Source organism: Streptomyces drozdowiczii (assembly GCF_026167665.1).
GTDB classification, from domain to species: domain Bacteria; phylum Actinomycetota; class Actinomycetes; order Streptomycetales; family Streptomycetaceae; genus Streptomyces; species Streptomyces drozdowiczii_A.
Window position 1 is genome coordinate 7,130,763 of the sequence record NZ_CP098740.1, and the last position, 15,658, is coordinate 7,146,420.

Genomic DNA, 15,658 nt, shown 5'->3' on the forward strand with positions numbered 1-15,658 from the left:
CTCGCGAAGTTCCCCGGCGAGCTGCGTGAAACACATCCGTGCGCGGGACCGGATGCTTGAATGGCCGCGATCAATACGGTAGTCGACCCAGGGGGGCGAACTCCGCCATGCGGAAGTCATTTCACGCAGCACACGTCTACATGATCGTCGGAGTGATCTCAGGGCTCTTCTACCGGGAGTTCACGAAGATCAAGGACTTCCACGGCGATACCCAGCTGGCGCTCATGCACACGCACCTGCTGGCGCTGGGCATGCTCGTCTTCCTGATCGTCCTCGCGCTGGACAAGGTCTTCGGACTGTCCGGCTCGAAGCTGTTCACCGCGTTCTTCTGGTTCTACAACATCGGCATCGCCATCTCGACGGCGATGATGGGCGTCCACGGCATCCTGACGGTGCTCGGCCGCGACGAGGACCACATCGCGGAGGCCGTGCCGCTGACGGCCGGACTCGGCCACATCCTGCTGACCGTGGGACTGATCCTGCTCTTCATCCTGCTCGGCAAGCGCGTCAACGAGCACGTCAAGCCGGCTTCCACTCCGAACGAGCCGACTGCGGAGACGGCGAGCGCCGTGTGAGTTCGCACCTGGGGGCCTCGATTATTACGCCGTAATAATCGAGGCCCCCGCGTCGCGCAACTTGCGCGCTACCGCCCGGGCGCCTGGAACGTCACCTCGGGATTCCTCGGAGTCGGACCGGCGAGCAGACGCTGGGGTACGCCCTTGAGGTGGAGGTCGAAGAAGGCGGCGACGTAGTCGCGGGTGATGTCGCCGGACCGGTCGGCGGGCAACGGCGCCGCGGGGTCGGCGATGCCCAACTGCGCCGCGAGCAGCGGCAGGTCGGTGAAGGTGAAGTGGCCGGCCCCGGCCACCGTGAGCCACCTCTTCCAGCCGTCGAGGCGCGCCCAGTCGCGGTCCCAGGTGGTGTCGAAGGTGCCGCCGGACGCGTGGTCCACCTCGGTGCCGAGCATCATGAACGGCCGGCCCCTGAGCCCTGCGGCGGGGACCGGGTCGTAGAAGGTCCCGTCCATGTTCACGCCCGCGCGCACGCGTCGGTCGGCGGCCATCGTGGACGCGGCGGAGTCGCCACCGATGGAGTGACCGGCCATGCCGATGCGCCGCCGGTCGATCATCGAGGCGTATCGCCAGGCCGGCTGATCAGCCGTCAGCCGGTCCAGCAGGAACGAGACGTCCTCGGCCCGGCCCGCGCGACCTCCCCGAGCCCCGCGTCACCGACCCGCTCCACGTACTCGCAGGCGGCGCACGGCAGGACGCGCCCGCCCGGGAAGACGGTGGCGACGGACTCGTGGGCGTGGTCCACCGCCGCGACGACGTACCCCCGGGACGCCAGGTCCGTCGCGAGGGCCGTGAGCGTGAAGCGGCTCTGCCCGAACCCGGGCGACAGCACGACGAGCGGAAACCGCCCGGGCGCGGGCGCCGCACCGGTACGCGCGTACGTCTCGGTGGCCCCGACCACCCCGGGCGCGACGACACCGCCCAACCCCCGCGACTCCAGCAGCAGTTCCGCCTCCTTCGCGCTCATGTACGGGGCACGCACCCCGCTCCCGCCCCGCGCCGGATAGAACACGGACACCAGCAGCTCGCGCGCCCCCGCCTCCGGCACGTACGGGTCGGCGCGCCCGGCGTCCCGGAGGTGCAGGGTGCTCTCGCCGACGGCGTACGGCCCGGACGGCGCGGGGAGCCGCAACCGCGGGGCGGGAGCGCCGGACACGGACGCGCCGGAGGCGGGCTGCGGGGCGGCGGCGACGGCCGGGGTGACGGACGTGGCGCCCAGGGCGAGGACGAGGAGCGAGGCGGCCAGGGCACGGTGACGGGTTCTCATGACCCGAACGCTAGGTGCGGGGCCGAGGCGCCGACGTCCGCCCACGGGCCGCGATGTGGTGGGCCCGAGGTCGCACGCGCGGTGCGCGTGTCGTACTAGGGGCCCACCCGGGCCGCGTAATACGCATGCAACGCGGCCTCGCTGCCCGAGCCGAAGGCGGTCATGATGCGCTGGTAGCGCGCCGAGCGGAGGTCGCCCGCGACGAGGACACGGGGGTGTTGGTCGGCGGGCGCGCAGTACCCGTCCGCGCCCCGGACCAGGTCGCCGGGCGGGGCGGTCGGGGCGCTGCCGAGGCTGAGGAAGACGGCGTCCGCGGCCGGCGTCCGCCGGAGGTCGTCCGGGGCTGTCACCTCCGCCGCCCCGAGAGCGTCAGGTGGTCGACGGGGACCAGCGTGACGCGGGGGTCGTCGCGGATCTCGTCCGTCTTGTACGCGTCCGCCGGCGGGTACGCCACGATCAGGCGGGTGCCGGTGTCCGGGTGGGCGCGCAGGAAGGTCCCGATCGGGCGGTCACCGCCGAGCACGAGGAGGGTCCGCCCCTCCTCCGCTTCCGCCTGCCACAGGGGCGGCAGGGTGAGTCCGTCCGGTGCGGTGATCCAGGGGACGTCGCGTGGCTGGAGCGGCCCCACGCCGGTGGCGACGACGGCGTACGGGGCGGTGAGGCGGGCTCCGGTGTCGAGTGTGACGGTCACGCGCTCGTCGGCGGCGCGCAACTCGGCTGCGTAACGCCCGAGTTCGAGCCGGCACAGCTCCGTGCCCATGACCTCCGCCGTGATGGCTTCGGCGAGGGCGCGGCCGCTGGTGTGGCCGCCGAGCACGTTGTCGAGGGCGGGGATGCGAAAGAGGTTCCGGCACAGCCGTTCCGGCTCGACCAGCACCGTACGCAGCCCCACCCCGGCGGCCATCCGGACGGCGGCACAGCCGGCGGGGCCGCCGCCGATGACGAGCAGGTCGGTGTCGTGGAGCGTGTCGGCCATGGAGCCATTCCAGCACCGAGCGCCCGGGTTCGGCGCCCGGTTGACGGCCTTTCGGCCTGCTGGGCCATCAGTAGGACCACGGAGGCCCGCATCGCCTACGCTGCCCCGCATGCCCGAAATCACCGCACCCGCGCCCCGCGACGACACCCCCGACGACTCCCTGCGGGAGCGGCTGCGGCAGACGTTCGACGAGGACGCGGAGCTGTACGACCGGGCCAGGCCCGGGTATCCGGCGGAGCTGTACGACGACCTCGCGGAACTCGCCGGGGCGCGGCCCGGCAGCCGGGTGCTGGAGGTGGGCTGCGGGACCGGGCAGGCCACGGTCCCGCTGGCCCGGCGGGGGTGCCGGATCACGGCCGTCGAGGCGGGGGCGAGCATGGCCGCGGTCGCCCGGCGCAATCTGGCCGGGGCGGCGGACGTGGAGGTGGTGACGGCCGCGTTCGAGAGCTGGCCGCTGCCCGCGGAGCCGTACGACACCGTGCTCGTCGTCACCGCGTTCCACTGGATCGACCCGGCGGTGCGCGTCCCCAAGGCGGCCGACGCGCTGCGGGCGGGCGGCGCGCTCGCCGTGGTGCGCACCCAGCATGTGCGGGGCGGCACCGAGGAGTTCTTCGTGGAGGTCCAGCGCTGCTACGAGCGCTTCGACCCGGCGACGAAGCCCGGGACGCGGCCTCCCACCGCCGCCGAGGTCGGCAACGCGGACCACGCGGAGGAGGTGGCGCGCAGCGGCCGCTTCGGCCCGTCGGTCTTCCGGCGTTACGAGCACGACGTCACGTACACCACGGCCCAGTACCTGGACGTGCTGCGGACGTACTCCGGGCACCGCGCGCTTCCCGAGGCCGCCCGGCACGGGCTGCTGGACTCCATCGCCGAGTTGATCGACGGGCGGTACGGGGGCCGGGTGACGAAGCGCTACCTGATCGAGCTGGGGGTCTCGCGCAGGCGCTGACCGCTCACTCGCTCACGCCCGCGATCCCCCAGCCCCGGCGGGCGGCCTCGGCCAGGACCTCGCCCCAGTCGGTCAGGAGGCGCACGAAGGCGTCGAAGCCCCTGTACTGGGACGCTTCGGAGCGCTCCTCGTAGGGCGCGCGAAGCTCTTCGAGCCGGGGCCGTACGCGCTCCCAGGTCGCGAGCAGTTCCCGTACGCCCTCCGGGGACTGCGCGACCAGCAGGCCGTAGCCCCCGGAGAAGAAGGCGTGGCCCTCGCCGGGCTCCTCGTCATCGAAGTCCGGACCGTTCCAGATCAGCCCGCCGAGCAGCGCGTCCAGGTCCGCCCGCACGTCCGCGTCGACGTGGTCGCGGGCCTTCTCCCACGCCTCGCCCGCCCAGAAGTGCGGCTTGTACGAGCCGAGGGTGCCCGGGAATTCGTACACGCCGAAGAGCGCGCTGTGCGGCCCGCGCGGCCACTCCCACCCGCCGTCGGTCCCGTTCCCGTCGTAGTCCCACAGCCCGGTCTCGTCGTCGTACCAGGCGTTCCGCAGCCGCTCCAGCCGCTGTGGGGGCGGGGCCTCGGCCAGCCAGGACCAGTCGGCGATCAGTGTGGTGAGGTCGACGCCCATGGCATGACCCTACGCACCCTCCTGAGAGGTCACCCGGGCCAGGGCCACGCCCCCGACGATGAGGGCGAGTGCGGCGATACGGCCCATCGACACCGGGTCCTTGTGGACGACGATGCCCAGGGTGATCGCCCCGAGCGCGCCGATCCCGGTGAAGACCGCGTACGCCGTGCCGACCGGCAGGTTCCGCATCGCCAGGGACAGCAGATAGACGGCGCCGGCGGCGAGCACGAAGCAGACCAGGGTCGGCAGCGGGCGGGTGAAGCCGGCCGTGGGCTTGATGCTCTGCGACCAGGCGACCTCCACCAGCCCCGCCGCGAGGAGCAGCAGCCAGCTCACAGCGCTCCGCCGGTCTTCCGGGCCGCCGCCAACGCGGCCTCGCGGGACGCGTCGTGGGCGGTACGGCGGGCGGCCAGGGCGGGATCGACGCGGGCGTTCACCAGCTCGGTGCCGAGGAAGTCCATCGCCTCGTCGGGGATCGCGAAGTGCCCGGCGAAGAAGTCGCGCAGATAGCGCTCCTGGTGGTCGTACGGGTGGCGCGGCGTGCCCGGCCCGTACGCCCCGCCGCGTGCGTACGCCACGACGAAGCGGCGTCCGGCCAGGGACATCCTGGGGAAGGTCACCTGGTCGATCCACGCCTTGAGCGAGGCGGGGACCGAGAAGTTGTACATGGGCGTGGCGATGAGGACGGTGTCGGCGGCGAGGAGTTCGGCGAGCAGCGGCTCGACGACCGCCCAGGCGGCGGCCTGTTCGGGGGTGCGGACCGCTTCGCGGTAGCGGGTGGGGTCGGTGATCCCGTGCTCCAGGATGTGGTCGCACAGCTCGGTCCACGCCTCGGTTATCTGCGGGACCGGGGTGAGTGCGAGGTCGCGGTGGAGGTACGTGGCGCCGGGGTGGGCGGTACGCCAGGCACCGGCGACGGCGTCGCCCAGCTCGCGGCTGAAGGAGCGGCGGCGGGCGCTGGCGTCGAGGTGGAGGAGGGTCGGGGATGTCATGGAGGCGTTCTCCCTCTGGGGCAGGTTTAACCGGACAGCGTGTCCACTTACAACGACGATCGCGACCCTACCAACGAAGCGGACACGGTGTCCGCTTATTTCGAGGACTGCCGTAGGCTGAGGCCGTGGTGGAGACGAGGGAACGCGCGGACGCGGCACGCAACCGCGCCAAGGTGCTCGCGGCGGCGGCCCGGCTGTTCGAGACCGGGGACCCGCTGACCGTCACGATGGAGGACATCGCGCGCACGGCCGGCGTCGGCCGGGGCACGCTCTACCGCCGCTACCCGGACGTGACGTCCATCGCGGCGGCGCTGCTCGACGAGCACGAACGGCTCCTCCAGGAGAAGCTGCTGCGGGGCGCCCCGCCCCTGGGCCCCGGCGCCCCGCCCCACGAACGGCTCGCCGCGTTCTTCTCGGCCATGGTCGACCTGCTGGACCGGCACAGCCACCTGGTCCTGGGCGCGGAGTCCGGCGCGAAGCGCCTCACGGTGGGCGCGTACGGCTTCTGGCGCGCCCACGTCCTGACCCTCCTCCGCCAGGCCGGCACCCCGGACCCGGAAGCATTGGCGGACAGCCTGCTCGCGCCGCTGGCCCCCGAGGTGTTCCTGCACCAGCGGGAGCGGGGGGTCACGCCGGACCGGATCAAGGCGGGGCTGGGGCGGCTGGCGGAGGTGGCGGCGGGGGCGGGCAATCCCGGCCAAGTCGCCCTCAGTGCTCCGCCGATCGCCGGGGCCGGAGGATCACTTCGCTGCCGATCGGAGTGAATCCGCAGGCCAGGAAGGCGCGGAGTGAGCGGGCGTTGCCCGGGGAGACTGCGGCGAAGAGGGGTTCGCCCTCTGGAACGAGCGTCAGGGCGTCCGCGAGGAGGCCGCGTCCGTGCCCTTGGCTGTCGTGCTGGGGGGCATGCAGTTCGATGCTCAGTTCGCGCCGTCCGGCAAGGCCGTCCGCGAGAGTGATCAGCCCCCTCTCGTCGCCGTAGACCTTTATGTCGGTCCTCAGTTCGCGGGCGTGCAGGACGCGTGGGTGGTCGTGTGCCTCGTTCCCCAGTTCGGCCAGTCGTGGCGTTCCGCCGGTGCCACGGGCGGTCAGGGTCGCGTCGATGACGCCGATCGTCCCCTCCGGGCCCGCGAGGTGGCGCAGGAAGTCGGGCGCCAGGGAGGCACCGTAACCGTCAGGTCCCAGGGCGAGCACTTCCGTGCCGTCCAGGGCGGTGGCGATCACCCCGTGTCCGGTGAAGGCGACGGATGCCTCCAGGCCGCCGGGCAGCGGGGGCAGCACCGACACGCCGCCGTCGCAGGGCGGGAATCGGCCGTCGGCCGCGGCCGTGAAGTGGGCCAGGAGCGGATGCGGCTCAGTCACGCGGGGCCACCCGCGTGGCGAGGAAGTCCAGCAGAGCGGCGTTGAAGTGCCCGGGCTGCTCGGCCCCCGGCAAGTGGCCGGCCTTCTCGACGACGGCCAGGGTCGCGTGGGGAACGAGGCCGCGGATCGCCTCGGCGTCCGCGACCGGCGTGTAGACGTCGTCCGCGCCGACCACGACCAGCACCGGCTTCCGGACCGCCGCCAACGTGTCCCGGTAGTCGGGCCGTTCGGCCCGCCCGCGCAGGGCCGCCGCCGCGCCGTGGGGGTCCGTGGCACGCATCATGCCCAGGACGCGCCCGGCGACCTCCGGCATCGCCGCGACGTTGTACGCGGCGAGCATCTTGTCGATCACCTCGTTCGCGTAACCGTCCATGCCCTCGGCGAGCAGCCGGTCGGCCAAGCGGTTGCGGAACGCCTTGCCCTCCTCGGTCTCTGCGGGGGCCGAGGTGTCGGACAGGACCAGGGCGCGCACCCGCTGCGGGTGCAGGCGCTGGAACTCCATGGCGATCTGACCGCCCATCGAAACACCGCCGACCACGGCCCCCTCGATACCCAGGTGGTCGAGGAGCGCGGCGAGATCATCGGCGAAGTCGGAGAGGAACACCTTCCCCCGAGTGACGCCGCTCTGCCCGTAACCCCGCAGATCAGGGGTGACGACCCGATACCCCGCCTCGGCCAGCGCCTCGCTCTGGGGCGCCCACAGAGTGCGGTTGAACGGATGCCCGTGAACCAACAGGACCGGCAGCCCCGCGGAGGGCCCGAGGTCGTCGTAGTGGATCGTGGCACCGCGCAGCGCTATGGCGTTCATGCCGGGCACCTTAGCCGGGTGATCGAGGGGGACGCGGAGGCGTCTCGCCTGCCGGCGGTGACCCCTCTCCGGCACGGAGGGGCCACCGTTCCCGGGTCCGGATCGGCGATTCAGCTGCTGAGGTCAGCGGCTGAGGCGACGGGTTTTCAGCCTGACTTCGAGTCAGCACCGATGCCGTTCGCGTGCGACGGATCGCCTCTCGTTCACTGCCCCGCCACCCACCCCGGCACCCAGCTCCCCGCCGCCCCCCACTCCCCCGCCGCCCCGCGTACGACCGGAGCGTGGCCAGGTCCGGGTGCGGGTTGTCGCGGTGCCAGAGGAGGGAGTGGGGGTAGACCGGGGTCGGGGTGGTGATCGGGATGCGGCGGAGGGCGTGGGTGTCGGGCCAGATGAGGCGGGAGTGTTCGCCCATGAACGTGGCCAGGGACGGGGTGTCCGCGATGGTGTCGAGCAGGACGTCCGAGCCGAAGTTCGGGCCCGTCGCCTCGATCGTGAGGGCGAACTCCGCCACCAGGTCGTCGTAGTAGGCGCCCCACTCCGTACCGGGGGCGATGCCCGGCATCCAGATGCGGTGGCCCACCAGGTCGGTGAGGGTCACCGAGGAGGCGTCGGCCAGGGCGTGGGCGGGGCCGGTGAGGAGTTGGAGGGGTTCGTCCAGGACGCGGGCCGACGCGATGTCGTCGGGGAGGGGGCGGCCGGGGGCGGCCACCGCGCGAAAGGTCGCGTCGAGTTCGCCGGTGCGGAGCGCGGCCACGGCCGTGTCCATGCTGACCAGCATCATCACGTCGAGGGCGATGGCGGGGTGGGCCCGGTGGAAGGCGCGCATGAGGCCCGACTGCGCGGTGCGGGACGCGATCACGTCGACGCGGAGCGGGCGGTGCCCGGGGCGTACGGACGCGCTGGCGCGCTCGGCCGCGCGCAGTAGTTCGTGTGCGTGGGGCAGGAACGCCCGGCCGTCGATGGTCAGCTCGGCGCCGCGCGGGGCGCGGGTGAAGAGGCGTACGCCGAGGGCCGCCTCCAGCGCGGCGATGCGCTTGGAGACGGCCTGCTGGGTGACCGCGAGGTCCGCCGCGGCCTTCTGGAAGCCGCCCGCCTCCGTGACGGCGACGAACGTGCGCACTGCTTGGAGGTCCATGGCGAGCAGCCTAGTGAACAACCCATGGTTGTGCTTCGGCCCGTCGATGGTTGTTTGACCTGCGGTTCCGCCGAGCGGTTAGCTCTCACCCGGCTATTTCGGGTTGTACGGGTGAGGCGGCATGGGCAGAAGAGCGTTGGGGCGGCCGTTCGGCTGGTTGTGGGCCGCCTACGCCGTGAGCGCGTACGGGTCGGGGCTCGGGTTCGGCGCCCTGCCGCTGCTCGCCGTGCTCGTGCTGGACGCCGGGCCCGCCCAGGTCTCCGCGTTGTCGGCGGTCGGGCCCGCCGTGGGGGCGCTGATCGCGGTGCCGCTCGCGCCGTGGGTGGAGTTCCGGCGCAAGCGGCCCGTCATGATCGGGATGGACCTGGTCCGGTTCGCGGCCATGGCGTCGATCCCGGTCGCGTACGCCTTCGGGCTGCTCGGGTTCGTCCAGCTGCTGGTGGTGTCGGCCGTGGTCGCCGCGGCGAAGATCGCGTTCGGCGCGGCGAGCGGCGCGTATCTGAAGGCGCTCGTCCGCCAGGAGGACCTGCTCGTCGCCAACGCGCGGTTCGAGTCCACGAACTGGAGCTCCATCGCGGTCGGCCCGCCCCTCGGCGGCGCGGCGATCGGGGTCTTCGGGCCGGTCACCACCGTGGTGGCCGACGCGCTCAGCTATCTGCTCTCCGCGCTCGGCATCACCGCGATCCGGGGCCGGGAGGAGGCACCACGGCCCAAGGAGGAGAGCCCGCTGCGGGCGGGCGCGCTGCTCGCCGGGTGGCGGCACATCCTGGGGCACCCCGTGCTGCGGGCGCTCTACCTCAACCAGGTGCTCGTCGGCGGCCTGATCATGGCCACCGAACCGCTGCTGGCGGTCCTCCTGCTGCGCCGACTCGGGTTTCCGCCCTGGCAGTACGGTCTCGCCTTCGCCGCTCCGTGTCTCGGCGGGCTCATCGGCTCGCGGCTGGCCCGCCGGGTCGTCGCCCGCTACGGCCGCGACCGGGTCTTCCGGACCGTGGGCACCCTGCGCGCGGTCTGGCTGATCGGGCTGGTGTTCGTACGGCCGGGTGTCGTCGGGCTCGTCACCGTGATGGCCGTCGAGCTGGCCATCATCGTCAACATGAGCCTGTACGGGCCGGTGCTCTCCACGTACCGGCTGGAGCACACGCCCAAGCATCTCGTCGCCCGCATGCTCACCGCGTGGTCGATCGGGCAGCAGGCGTCCATCGCCGTGCTCACCGCGCTCGCCGGGCTGCTCGCGGACGTCACCGGGCCGCGTCCGGCCCTCGCGGTGGCGGGGGTGCTCATCCTGGGCACCCCGTTCCTGCTCCCCCGGCGGGGGCGGGCACCCCGGACGGCCCTCGACCTCAACCGAGCGTGATCTCAACCGGGCTTGATCTCAAGCGGACTTGAGGTTGCAGGATTCCCGGCATGGATACCGACACACGCACCCACGCCGCCGACCTCGAAGCGATCCGCGCGGTCGTCGCCACCGTCGAGCGCTCCCAGCAGCGCAAGGACCCCGACGAGTTCCTGACCCTCTTCCACCCCGACGCGGTCTGGACGACCGCCCACGGCAAGGTCCTCATCGGCATCGAGGCGATCTCCGCGTTCACCCGGACCGTGCTGCCCGCCGCCGACTGGGCCGGGCAGGTCACCTATGAGGTGGCGCACGTCCTCTTCATCCGCCCGGACGTCGCGGCGGTCAAGGTCCGGCAGCGCTATCCGGCACCGGAGGAGGAGAGCGAGGGCGCTCCGCTGTACGTGATGAGCCGGGGCGACGACGGACGGTGGCTGCTGACCGCCGGTCAGAACACGCAGGTCGTGGCGGGCTGACGGGCCCCGACGCCGGTCAGCCCGCGAGGGCCTTCTCGAGGAGCGTGAACGACTTCGGCGTGCCGCCCGGCTGCGGTTTGCCCTCCTTGCGGCCGACCACCCGGTAGCCGACGCCGAGGTAGTACGCGGTCAGGGGCTCGTTGCCCGCCAGGCAGTCCAGGCGCACCAGCGTCCGGCCCGCCTCGGCCACGCGGTGCTCGGCGGCCCGCAGGAGCCGCCGTCCCGTGCCGGGCGGGACGGCGGTGCGGTCCACCATCAGCCGGTGCACGTAACCGGCGGTCGCGGGCTGCGGGCCCCAGGCGTCCTCGTCCTCCCACCACAGCTCCCAGGCGCCGACCACGCGTCCGGCGGCCTCGGCGAGCCACACCTCACCCGTCGCCATGATCCGGCGGAAGTGGTCCTCGCCCAGTTCGCTGGGCTGCCACTGGCCGGTGACGCCCCGGGCGAGCATCCAGCGCGCCGCGTCGTCGCGCAGCCGTACGAGGGAGGCGAGGTCGGGGTCACCGGCGGGACGGAAACGCAGGTCGGTCGGGCTCTGGTCCTTCACGCCACGATCTTCGCACGCGTGTACGCATACGGCGTCGGGCGCGAGGAGTTGGCGTCCTCCCCGCGCCCCAGCGGGCCGGACGCTACGACGCCTTCGGCGCGATGACCGAGAACGCCCCGCCCTGCGGGTCGGCCAGGACCGCCATGCGGCCGGCGACCATGTCGAAGGCGGGGGCCAGGACCGTGGCGCCGGCGCGGACGGCGGCGGCCTGGATGTCGTCCACGCTGTCCACCGCGAAGTACGGCTGCCAGTGCGGCGTGACGTTCGGCGGCACCTTGCTCATGTCCATCATGCCGCCCACCGCCCGCCCGTCGACCTGGAACTCGACGTAGCCGTCGGCGCCCTCCATCTCGGAGGGGGTCGCCGTCACCGGCAGGGCGGCGGAGTAGAACGCGGACGCCGCGTCCGGGTCGGGAGTGGTCAGCTCGCTCCAGACCAGCGCCCCGTGCTCGTTGACGATGGCCGCGCCGCCGAAGGTGCCGGGCTGCCACAGGCCGAAGACCGCGCCCGCCGGGTCGGCGATCACGGCCATGCGGCCGAGGTCCATGACGTCCATCGGGGGGACGACGACCGTGCCGCCGGCCTCGGTGACGGACCTGAGCGTGGCGTCGATCGCGTCGGTCGACAGATACGTCGTCCACGCCGTCGGCGGCATCGGGTCCGGCACCGTGCCGTCCTGGTTCATCGCCTTCATGATCCCGGCGACGGGCTTGCCCTTGAGCGTGCAGACGGAGTAGCCGCCCTGCTCCGGCGGGCCCACCTCGCCCTGCCAGCCGAAGAGGTCGCAGTAGAAGTCGATGGCCGCCTGCTGGTCGGGGACCATCAGGTCGATCCAGCACGGGGTGCCGGGCCGGTAGGGATCGTTCATTTCGGGCACGGGTGCCTCCGGGAGGCTGCTCGGGGGTGGACGGGCCCTCCTTACCCGGCCCCCGCGCGAGCGGAATCGGCCCGTACGGGTGACAGCCCGCTCAGTACCAGGGCCGCTCGTCCGGCGTGGGCAGCGGGCGCAGGGCCGGCCAGTGTTCCAGCAGGCGGGTGGCCAGGGCGGAGGCGAGGCGGCCGAGCGCGTGGAGGCGGTCGTGGTCGCGGGTCAGGTCCGCGACGACGCCCAGACGGTGGACGAGGCGTTCGCGGGCGGAGACGTACCCCCACTCGAAGTCCTCGGCGGCCACCCGGGCGAGTTGGTCGGCCGTCCCCCGCTGCGCCCGCTCGACCAGCGCGTCGCCCTGGATCAGCCAGCCCGCGCACGCGTCGGCGAGGTCGCCGGGCACGTCGCGGCCCGTGAGGTCGCGCCAGGTGGACCGGTAGACGGCCTCCACCTCGGCGAGCGGGGCCGCCGTGACCGACATCGCGCACCAGCAGGTGGGGAAGCCGATGCGGAAGTACGCCAGCTCGACGAGGCCGTTGCCGAGCGCGGCCCGCTCGAAGTCCACGAAGCGGACGCCGTCCGGGGTGCGCAGGTCGTTGCCGGGGCAGGGGTCGCCGTGGAGCAGCGCGTGGTGCCCGGTGGGGTCGAGCCGTTCCAGGAGCCCGGCGAGTTCGTCCGGGACGGCGGCCGGTACGGGCACGTCGAGCGCCCGGGCGAGGGCGAGGAAGGACTCCGCGTCGGCGGCCGTGGGGCCCGACCAGGCCGGGAGCGCGCCCGCGTCGGCGGGCCCGGTCAGGGCGTGCAGCCGGGCGAGCGCGTCGGCGTACCCCGGCATCCAGTCGTCGGTCCGGCCGAGGTCGTCCACGTACTCGAGGAGCATGACCCGCGCGGCCGGGTCCGTGGCGAGCAGCGCGGGGGCCACGGAGCCGCGCCCCGCGAGCCGCAGCCCGGCGGCCTCCCGCGCGAACCGGGCGTCCGCGTCGGCGCCGGTGTCCCCGTCGTCGGTGATCTGCTTGACGATCACGGGCCGCCCGTCCCCCGCCCGCACCCGCCACACCCGCGACCGGGGGCTGCTGTCCAGGGGCTCGGCCTGCGCGGGGATGCCGCCCATGACGGTGAGCAGGGGGGCGGTCAGTGGAAGGGAATGAGGCATGGGGAGGAGCGTAGCCGCAGGCTTCACCGAAGCCCGCGCCCTTTTCGCAGGTAGAACAGCTCCGGATCGCCCTCGTCCAGACCGTGGAGGAGGCCGGCCGGGGTCCAGCCGGCGCGTTGGAGCAGGCGCTGCATCGGCTGGTTGGAGACGTTGGTCGAGGTGAACAGCTTCGGGGTGGTGCAGGTGGCCGCCGCGGCTTCCAGCAGCCGGTGCCCCACGCCCCGGCGCCGGGCCTCCGGGGCCACCATCAGGAGGGTGACGAAGCCCTGCTCGAAGAACGTGTACTCCAGCACGCAGTACCCGAGCGGCGGCCCGGACGCCGTGTCCCGTGCCACGTACGCCACGCCCTGACGGCACCACTTCTCGATGCTCGTACGCCGTCCGGCGTCGATCCCCGCCAGCGCGGCGGCCTCCGCCGGGACGGCCGGGCGCACGACGACAACATCGTTCTTCTCCGTGTCCATGTCCATGTCCATGGGGCCATGCTGGACTGTTCCGGGGAGCGACGGGCCGCGAGCGGCCGCGCGTGCGGGCGGGGGCCGTGGTCGCCGCGCAGACTGGGGGTTTCCAGGACCGGGACGAAGGCGGAGTCATGACGAACGAACCCGTGGCGGAGCTCCACCCCGACTACAGCAGTGCCGGTGCCACGGCGACCCCGTGGGCCGAGGTGGTGGCCGTCCTCGAACGGGCCGAGGTGTTCTGGCTCTCGACGGTCCGGCCCGACGGGCGGCCGCATGTGACGCCGCTGCCGGCGGTGTGGCTCGACGGGGCGCTGCACTTCTCGACGGGGCTGGAGGAGCAGAAGGGCCGTAACCTCACCCGGAACCCGAACTGCGCCCTGACGACGGGCAACAACGCGTACGGGCACGGGCTCGACGTCGTCGTCGAGGGGCCTGCGGTACGGGTCGCCGAGCACCCGACCCTGGAGCGGCTCGCGGAGCTGTGGATGGCGAAGATCGGGTGGCCGTACGACGCGGTCGAGGGCGGTTTCCGGCACCGGCCGGAGGGGCCCGCGCCGGAGACCTCCGGGGTGCCGGGCGCGGTCGTCCCGGTGTTCGCGGTCCGGCCGACGAAGGTCCTCGCGTTCGGCCGGGGCGAGGGGTTCAGCCAGACCCGCTTCCGGCCGTGACGGCCTGAGCCACCCGCGCAGGCTGCCGCGATTACGCCCCGCCGCCGCGGTCACCCCCGTACGCTGGACCCCGGCACTTGACCTTCCTGTTGCATTCCCTTTGCGCAGAGGAGAGTTGACTTGCGCAGGCACCGCCGCACCGGCAGAAGCTGAAGGGTCAGGCAATGGAGATCGCACAAACGCTCGCGCTCATCGCGGCCACCGTGACGACGGGGCTGATCAGCGGGCTGTTCTACGGCTTCGCCATCTCCGTGATGCCGGCGCTGCGCGGTACGGGGGACCGTACGTTCATCGATGTGATGCAGCGGGTCAACGTGGCCATCCTCAACGGGTGGTTCGTGCTCGGCTACATCGGGGCCCTCGTCTTCACGGGGCTCGCGGTCGGGCTCCAGTTCGGCGGCGGGGACCGGGACGCGGTGGTGCCGACCGTCGCGGCGCTCGTCTGCTACATCGCGTCGATGGGGGTCACCAGCCGCCTCAACATCCCGCTGAACAACGCGCTGGAGGCGGCGGGTCCGGTGGACGGGATCGCGCGGCCCGAGGCGGTGCGGGCGGCCTTCGAGGGGGCCTGGGCGCGGGGGAACGTGCTGCGGACGCTGCTGTGCATCGCCGCCACCGGGCTGCTGTGCTGGGCCCTCGTCCTGAACGGCGGCAGCTGAACGCGCGGGAGGGCCGGTACGGGGCTCGTGCCCGTACCGGCCCTCCCGGAGGGCGTCGGCTCAGCGGCCGACGGACAGCAGCGCCTCCGCGCGGCCGTGCAGCTTGGCGGCGTACGCCGCGCAGCCCAGGGCCGCCGTGTTGAGGAGCGTACGGAAGATGTTGACGGTCTCCCAGGTCCCCTTGAACTTGTCGACCAGGGAGAAGTCGTGGATCTTGGCCGGGTTGCCGAGGTCGGCGAGCTGGTTGTTGAGCGGGATCTCGACGCCCATCGTGAGCATCAGGACGACGAGGTAGAGGACGGCGGCGAGACCGGCCCACAGGGCGATCGTCTTCCGTCCCCGGCGGAACTCCAGGAACGCGGCGAGGCCCGCGGCGACGATGGCCCCCATGAAGATGAGCGCGAACAGGCCGTTGCCGTCGATCTCCGCGTTGAACTGCTGCATCGAGGTGACGTAGGTGCGGTCGTCGGTGTTGGCGAGGCCGGGCATCACCGAGACGTCGTAGGCGAAGAACAGGCCGGCCATGAGCCCGAGCGTGATCACCGAGATCATGTGCAGCCAGCCGGCGGCCTTGTTCGGGCGGTCCTCCCGCGGCGGCACGGGCGCGGCGGGCCGGCCCCACGGCTGCTGGTACGGCGCCTGCGCGCCGGCGGGGCCCTGCTGCTGCGGGTACGGGTTGGGTGTCATCGGTACGTCCTCGCTCTTGTCCGGTTCGTAAGTGGGGTGCCGAGGCGCGCTGTTGACGAGGATAGAGGTGCTTTTACTCCCGCCGCGGGCGCGGAGGCCGCCCTGGACAGGATCACGAGCGTTCCTCCAGCGAAC

17 protein-coding genes and 3 pseudogenes are annotated in these 15,658 nt (G+C 72.9%); 7 read left to right on the top strand and 13 right to left on the bottom strand.

The window, feature by feature from the left end:
• Positions 1 to 107 precede the first annotated feature (107 nt).
• Positions 108 to 575: a DUF2871 domain-containing protein gene (locus NEH16_RS32175; protein WP_265546668.1), complete on the top strand. Its 468-nt coding sequence runs from the start codon at positions 108 to 110 to the stop codon at positions 573 to 575.
• Positions 576 to 643: 68 nt separating this feature from the next.
• On the opposite strand, the pseudogene NEH16_RS32180 reads toward NEH16_RS32175, so the two are convergent.
• Positions 644 to 1,839, bottom strand: a pseudogene (locus NEH16_RS32180) (alpha/beta hydrolase family protein).
• Between the two features lie 95 nt (positions 1,840 to 1,934).
• A pseudogene (locus tag NEH16_RS32185) lies at positions 1,935 to 2,815 on the bottom strand (FAD-dependent oxidoreductase).
• 109 nt (positions 2,816 to 2,924) lie between these two features.
• Here NEH16_RS32185 and NEH16_RS32190 point away from each other — a divergent pair.
• The gene (locus tag NEH16_RS32190) at positions 2,925 to 3,764 is read left to right on the top strand and encodes a class I SAM-dependent methyltransferase (RefSeq protein WP_265546669.1); all 840 of its coding nucleotides are present in this window, start codon (positions 2,925 to 2,927) and stop codon (positions 3,762 to 3,764) included.
• Positions 3,765 to 3,768: 4 nt separating this feature from the next.
• Here NEH16_RS32190 and NEH16_RS32195 read toward each other — a convergent pair whose 3' ends face one another.
• From NEH16_RS32195 to NEH16_RS32205, 3 genes are read right to left on the bottom strand one after another with little or no spacing between them, the layout of a single operon-like run.
• On the bottom strand, positions 3,769 to 4,374 hold the full coding sequence (locus tag NEH16_RS32195; protein WP_265546670.1) for a hypothetical protein: 606 nt from the start codon (positions 4,372 to 4,374) through the stop codon (positions 3,769 to 3,771).
• A 9-nt stretch (positions 4,375 to 4,383) separates the two neighbouring features.
• Positions 4,384 to 4,710, bottom strand: coding sequence for a DMT family transporter (locus tag NEH16_RS32200; RefSeq protein ID WP_265546672.1), 327 nt, complete (start codon positions 4,708 to 4,710; stop codon positions 4,384 to 4,386).
• A complete protein-coding gene (locus NEH16_RS32205) occupies positions 4,707 to 5,366 on the bottom strand; it encodes an FMN-dependent NADH-azoreductase (protein WP_265546673.1) in 660 nt (219 codons plus the stop codon). The genes NEH16_RS32200 and NEH16_RS32205 overlap by 4 nt, the downstream gene beginning before the upstream one ends.
• 128 nt (positions 5,367 to 5,494) lie before the next feature.
• On the opposite strand from NEH16_RS32205, the gene NEH16_RS32210 reads away from it, so the two are divergent.
• Positions 5,495 to 6,130, top strand: a complete 636-nt coding sequence (locus NEH16_RS32210; protein ID WP_265547475.1) for a TetR/AcrR family transcriptional regulator — start codon at positions 5,495 to 5,497, stop codon at positions 6,128 to 6,130.
• On the opposite strand, the gene NEH16_RS32215 is transcribed toward NEH16_RS32210, so the two are convergent.
• From NEH16_RS32215 to NEH16_RS32225, 3 genes and pseudogenes are all read right to left on the bottom strand, one after another.
• Positions 6,075 to 6,725 (bottom strand): hypothetical protein, encoded by a 651-nt coding sequence (locus NEH16_RS32215; protein ID WP_265546674.1) that lies wholly within the window; start codon positions 6,723 to 6,725, stop codon positions 6,075 to 6,077. The genes NEH16_RS32210 and NEH16_RS32215 overlap by 56 nt on opposite strands.
• Positions 6,718 to 7,533 carry an alpha/beta fold hydrolase gene (locus NEH16_RS32220; protein WP_265546676.1) on the bottom strand — a complete coding sequence of 272 codons (816 nt, stop codon included), beginning with the start codon at positions 7,531 to 7,533 and terminating at the stop codon, positions 6,718 to 6,720. Before NEH16_RS32220 ends, NEH16_RS32215 begins: the two co-directional genes overlap by 8 nt.
• A gap of 203 nt (positions 7,534 to 7,736) precedes the next feature.
• A pseudogene (locus NEH16_RS32225) lies at positions 7,737 to 8,668 on the bottom strand (LysR family transcriptional regulator).
• A 121-nt stretch (positions 8,669 to 8,789) separates the two neighbouring features.
• Here NEH16_RS32225 and NEH16_RS32230 point away from each other — a divergent pair.
• Together NEH16_RS32230 and NEH16_RS32235 are read left to right on the top strand one after the other, a co-directional pair.
• A complete protein-coding gene (locus NEH16_RS32230) occupies positions 8,790 to 10,025 on the top strand; it encodes an MFS transporter (RefSeq protein ID WP_265546677.1) in 1,236 nt (411 codons plus the stop codon).
• Positions 10,026 to 10,075: 50 nt separating this feature from the next.
• Positions 10,076 to 10,480: an SgcJ/EcaC family oxidoreductase gene (locus NEH16_RS32235; protein ID WP_265546678.1), complete on the top strand. Its 405-nt coding sequence runs from the start codon at positions 10,076 to 10,078 to the stop codon at positions 10,478 to 10,480.
• A 16-nt stretch (positions 10,481 to 10,496) separates the two neighbouring features.
• Here the strand turns inward: NEH16_RS32235 and NEH16_RS32240 are convergent, their stop codons facing one another.
• The 4 genes from NEH16_RS32240 to NEH16_RS32255 all read right to left on the bottom strand — a co-directional run bounded on the left by NEH16_RS32240 (position 10,497) and on the right by NEH16_RS32255 (position 13,524).
• Positions 10,497 to 11,027: a GNAT family N-acetyltransferase gene (locus tag NEH16_RS32240; protein WP_265546679.1), complete on the bottom strand. Its 531-nt coding sequence runs from the start codon at positions 11,025 to 11,027 to the stop codon at positions 10,497 to 10,499.
• A gap of 82 nt (positions 11,028 to 11,109) precedes the next feature.
• Positions 11,110 to 11,895 carry a VOC family protein gene (locus NEH16_RS32245; protein ID WP_073969528.1) on the bottom strand — a complete coding sequence of 262 codons (786 nt, stop codon included), beginning with the start codon at positions 11,893 to 11,895 and terminating at the stop codon, positions 11,110 to 11,112.
• Positions 11,896 to 11,995: 100 nt separating this feature from the next.
• The gene (locus NEH16_RS32250; RefSeq protein ID WP_265546680.1) at positions 11,996 to 13,048 is read right to left on the bottom strand and encodes a phosphotransferase family protein; all 1,053 of its coding nucleotides are present in this window, start codon (positions 13,046 to 13,048) and stop codon (positions 11,996 to 11,998) included.
• A gap of 23 nt (positions 13,049 to 13,071) precedes the next feature.
• Positions 13,072 to 13,524 (bottom strand): GNAT family N-acetyltransferase, encoded by a 453-nt coding sequence (locus tag NEH16_RS32255; protein ID WP_265546681.1) that lies wholly within the window; start codon positions 13,522 to 13,524, stop codon positions 13,072 to 13,074.
• 116 nt (positions 13,525 to 13,640) lie between these two features.
• Here NEH16_RS32255 and NEH16_RS32260 point away from each other — a divergent pair, with 116 nt between their 5' ends.
• Both NEH16_RS32260 and NEH16_RS32265 read left to right on the top strand, forming a co-directional pair.
• Positions 13,641 to 14,177 carry a pyridoxamine 5'-phosphate oxidase family protein gene (locus NEH16_RS32260; protein WP_265546683.1) on the top strand — a complete coding sequence of 179 codons (537 nt, stop codon included), beginning with the start codon at positions 13,641 to 13,643 and terminating at the stop codon, positions 14,175 to 14,177.
• A 164-nt stretch (positions 14,178 to 14,341) separates the two neighbouring features.
• A complete protein-coding gene (locus tag NEH16_RS32265; RefSeq protein ID WP_073969531.1) occupies positions 14,342 to 14,836 on the top strand; it encodes a DUF1772 domain-containing protein in 495 nt (164 codons plus the stop codon).
• A 60-nt stretch (positions 14,837 to 14,896) separates the two neighbouring features.
• Here the strand turns inward: NEH16_RS32265 and NEH16_RS32270 are convergent, their stop codons facing one another.
• Positions 14,897 to 15,523, bottom strand: coding sequence for a DUF1772 domain-containing protein (locus NEH16_RS32270; protein ID WP_073969532.1), 627 nt, complete (start codon positions 15,521 to 15,523; stop codon positions 14,897 to 14,899).
• Between the last annotated feature and the right edge of the window lie 135 nt (positions 15,524 to 15,658).

What these genes read in the sequence shown, in the direction of transcription:
- NEH16_RS32220 (WP_265546676.1), bottom strand. Translation starts at nt 7,533, where the DNA reads ATGAACGCCATAGCGCTGCGCGGTGCCACGATCCACTACGACGACCTC.
- NEH16_RS32230 (WP_265546677.1), top strand. Translation starts at nt 8,790, where the DNA reads ATGGGCAGAAGAGCGTTGGGGCGGCCGTTCGGCTGGTTGTGGGCCGCC.
- NEH16_RS32270 (WP_073969532.1), bottom strand. Translation starts at nt 15,523, where the DNA reads ATGACACCCAACCCGTACCCGCAGCAGCAGGGCCCCGCCGGCGCGCAG.
- NEH16_RS32265 (WP_073969531.1), top strand. Translation starts at nt 14,342, where the DNA reads ATGGAGATCGCACAAACGCTCGCGCTCATCGCGGCCACCGTGACGACG.
- NEH16_RS32205 (WP_265546673.1), bottom strand. Translation starts at nt 5,366, where the DNA reads ATGACATCCCCGACCCTCCTCCACCTCGACGCCAGCGCCCGCCGCCGC.
- NEH16_RS32195 (WP_265546670.1), bottom strand. Translation starts at nt 4,374, where the DNA reads ATGGGCGTCGACCTCACCACACTGATCGCCGACTGGTCCTGGCTGGCC.
- NEH16_RS32235 (WP_265546678.1), top strand. Translation starts at nt 10,076, where the DNA reads ATGGATACCGACACACGCACCCACGCCGCCGACCTCGAAGCGATCCGC.
- NEH16_RS32175 (WP_265546668.1), top strand. Translation starts at nt 108, where the DNA reads ATGCGGAAGTCATTTCACGCAGCACACGTCTACATGATCGTCGGAGTG.
- NEH16_RS32250 (WP_265546680.1), bottom strand. Translation starts at nt 13,048, where the DNA reads ATGCCTCATTCCCTTCCACTGACCGCCCCCCTGCTCACCGTCATGGGC.
- NEH16_RS32260 (WP_265546683.1), top strand. Translation starts at nt 13,641, where the DNA reads ATGACGAACGAACCCGTGGCGGAGCTCCACCCCGACTACAGCAGTGCC.
- NEH16_RS32255 (WP_265546681.1), bottom strand. Translation starts at nt 13,524, where the DNA reads ATGGACATGGACATGGACACGGAGAAGAACGATGTTGTCGTCGTGCGC.
- NEH16_RS32245 (WP_073969528.1), bottom strand. Translation starts at nt 11,895, where the DNA reads ATGAACGATCCCTACCGGCCCGGCACCCCGTGCTGGATCGACCTGATG.
- NEH16_RS32190 (WP_265546669.1), top strand. Translation starts at nt 2,925, where the DNA reads ATGCCCGAAATCACCGCACCCGCGCCCCGCGACGACACCCCCGACGAC.